2 protein-coding genes are annotated in these 3665 nt (G+C 64.0%); both read right to left on the bottom strand.

Annotated elements, in window-relative coordinates; all coding sequences use genetic code 11:
• Positions 1-844: condensation domain-containing protein (locus ACWDTP_RS37900; protein ID WP_450028352.1), on the bottom strand; the 844-nt coding region annotated here is incomplete at its 3' end.
• A 172-nt stretch (positions 845-1016) separates the two neighbouring features.
• A complete protein-coding gene (locus ACWDTP_RS37895; RefSeq protein WP_450028353.1) occupies positions 1017-3656 on the bottom strand; it encodes a condensation domain-containing protein in 2640 nt (879 codons plus the stop codon).
• Positions 3657-3665: the final 9 nt, after the last annotated feature.

The following is a 3665-nucleotide window of genomic DNA, read 5'->3' as shown; positions in this document are numbered from 1 at the left end:
CCGCCCACGCCACCTGCAGCACCGTATTCACCGTCACACCCAACCGGCGCGACAATGCCTGCACCTCAGCGGTAAGCGACTGCCCCACAACAGCACTCACTTCACGGGGACGATCCAGCACCGCCCTGGCCCGCGCATCGGCGGCAATCAGCGTCGGTTCGGGCAAATCACTCAGATACTGCGACCACGCCGCCAAACCCTCCTCACGGTCCTGCTTCCCAACCCACCGCAAGAAGTCCCGATACGACCCTGCTGCAGGCAATGCACGCCCACCGCCAACCTCGTCATAGCAAGCCACCAACTCGCCCAACAAGATCGACGTCGACCACCCGTCCACTACCAGATGGTGCATCAGCACCGACAACACCCACTCGGACTCACCGAGCCGCACCAACCCGAACCGCACCAGAAAATCACGCGACACATCGAATCGCCGCGACTCCTGATCAGCCAGGACCCGCTCCAACTCAACCTCACGCTCAGCCGCCCCATACGACCGCAGATCCACCTCAAACCACGGCACCCGCCGGCCACCCAGCACCAACTGGCGGGTCACACCACCCTCATCGTCGACAAACACCGCCCGCAACGCCGCATGACGCTCAACCAGCCGATCCACCGCCAACCGCAACCGATCCGCATCCAACGAACCACCCAACGCCACACGCACACTCACCGTGTACGGATCGACCGTCTCACCCTCAGCCAGCCGGGCATGAAATAGCAACCCCTGCTGCAACGGCGACAACGGCCACACATCCCGCAACGACGGGCGGGTCGAAGCAGTGGTGTCGGTCCGGTTTTCGTCGAGTCGTTCTTGCATAATTCCTCTTTGATCGATCACTGTGGTTGCTGGGTTGCCGTTGATTCGATTGGTGGGCTGTACTCAGCGGGTTTGGAAGAGGCACAACATAGGACCGCGTTCACAGGTTCAGCGGGTGGACCGCTGACCGACCCCTGAACCTGATGAACAGCGCGGCAGGACACCGCGCTGTTCATCAGAAACCTGGCGTCGGCTAATTGACCCAACCTTCTGCCAGCTGCGACTCCCATTGCGACAGTTCGGTTTGCGAGACATCAGCCAACACATCGGAGGGGGTGAGCGCACTGATGTCCTCGGTCAGGCCGACGGCAAGCTGCTCAACGAGCGTTGTCCAGACCTGACACAGCTGTCGCACATCGTCATCGCCCAGCACGGTGGCCAGATGGTCGACGGCGATCTGCACCTGTGCGTCATCGCCGCGGCCCGTTGTGCAGGCGTTGATCGAGATTTCGTTCAATGGCACCATGTCCGGATCGCCTGCGGGATCGGCGAATTCCAGGCCGGTGGCATCGAAATCGGCGCTGTTCAAGCGGCCCAGGTAGTTGAACGCGATCTGCCCCGGTTGGTGGCGGCTGAGCGCGTCGCTGGTCTGGGCATCCGCGTAACGCAGTATGCCGTAACCGATCCCGTTGTCGGGTACCTGCGCAAGCTGCTCCTTCACCCGTTTGATCGCCTCGACAACTGTCCCTTCGGCACCGCGTCCTGATTCGCGGTCCAGGCCGCTCAGGTCGGGCCGGGTCGGGAACAGCGCGGTGAACCAACCCACCGTCCGGGACACATCGGCTTCTGGGAAGACCGAGGTCTCCCTGCCGTGCCTTTCGACCATGATCAGCGGGGAAGACCAGTCTTGTCCGCGGTCACGCCGCCAGGTGGCGACCGCCAGCGCCAATGTGGCCACGAGTGCCGTGTCGATTCCACACCGCAACATGGCGGACAGCCTGTCGAGCAATTTCTCGGTGATGTCCGTGGGTAGCGATATCACCACACGGGCCACGTCGGTTGCCCGGTCTCGCCCGGCATCAAGCCGGCGTTGCCCCAACGGGGGCTCGTCGCCTGCCACCACACCGAGCCAATACGGCAGCTCGGCTTTCTTTGCCTCAAGGGCAGCCGGCGCCGCCAGTTCCGCTGCCCACCGGCGCATCGAGGTGCGCACCGGAGCCAGGGATGCGGTGACGCCAAGCGCGGCTTGCCTGGACGCATCGGCGAAATCCTCGAGGAGGATGTTCCAGGACACCGCGTCGACCGCCACGTGGTGGGCCACCCACAGCAACCGGCTCTCACCGGTGGACAGGTCGTCGGGGCGTAGCCACACCAATGCCAGCACTCGCCCCTTAGCCGGGGCGAGCCGCTGCACCGCGGCGCTGTGCGCCGCAGCGGCTGCGGTCGCGAATCCCGACGAACCGGGAAGGCTATCCGAGTCCAGGTGCACTGTTGTCAGCACATCGTCTACCGCAACGGAACCGGGCTCACTGAACTCCCACCGCCAGCGCTGGGATTCGCGCCAGAACCGGGACCGCAGCGCGTCGTGACGGTCGACCACGGCCTGTAAAGCCTGCACCAGCTGCTGGTGGGTGAGGTCGACGGCTACCCGCGAAATCACCGATTGGTGGAAGTGCTCCGTCGAGCCTTCGTTATCGGCCAACATCTGCATGATCGCCGTCAAGTCGGCTTCTCCGACTCCGTCCTCGGCGGCATCCGGGCTCGGTTGCACTGCAACGACGTTCGCGAGTGCGCGGGCGGTGCGGTGCTCGAAGATCTGGCGGGGTGTGACGTGGCACCCCAACCGCCCCAACGGCGTGACCGCGCGGATGCTGATGATGCTGTCGCCGCCGAGTTCGAAGAAGTCATCAGTCACGCTGACCTGATCATGACCAAGAACATCGGCGAACACTCCGGCGATCAGCGCCTCGGTGTCATTACCCGGCTCGACATACTCGCCAACACTGACCTCAGGTTCAGGCAACCGACCCCGATCAACCTTGCCGCTGGCCGCCAACGGCAATGACGGCAACACCATCACCACCGCGGGCACCATGTGCCCCGGCAACCGCCCCGCAGCGAACTGCTTGATCTGCCCGGCCAACTGCTCATCACCAGCACCCGCCGAACTCACATAAGCCACCAACTGAGGCGTCAGACCAGGCCGATCAAACACAGTGACCACCGCCTGAGCCACCGCCGGGTGCTCAACCAACGCCTTCTCGACCTCACCGGACTCCAAACGCTGGCCACGAATCTTGAGCTGGAAATCCGAACGCCCGACAAACTCCAGACGCCCATCATCACCCCACCGCACCAAATCACCCGTGCGATACAACCGCGACCCATCCGACCCAAACGGATCAGCCACATACCGCGACGCGGTCAACCCCGGACGTCCTGCATATTCCCGAGCCAACTGCGCACCGCCGATAAACAACTCACCCACAACCCCCGGAGGAACCGGACGCAACCACCGATCAAGCACCCACACCCGCGTATTGGCGACCGGACCCCCAATCGGCGCTCCCCCAACACCGGCAACAGCCCCGTCACCGCCAACCTCACCCGCAACCGCAAACACCGTCGCCTCGGTCGGCCCATACAAATTCGTCACCGTCGCCGAACACACCCGACCAACGGCCTCCACCAACGACCGCTGCAGCGACTCACCACCAACCCACAGCGACTCCAACGAACCCAACGCATCACGATGAGCCGCCGCCCCCACAAAGGTGCTCAGCATCGTCGGGACAAAGAACGCCACCGTGACCTCATGCTCACGGATCAACCCCGCCAAGTAATCCGGATCGCGGTGCCCGTCCGGACGCGCAATCACCAACTGCGCCCCCACCGACAACGC

Source organism: Mycobacterium sp. NPDC003449 (assembly GCF_053588415.1).
This window is presented reverse-complemented; position numbering and strand designations above follow the sequence as displayed.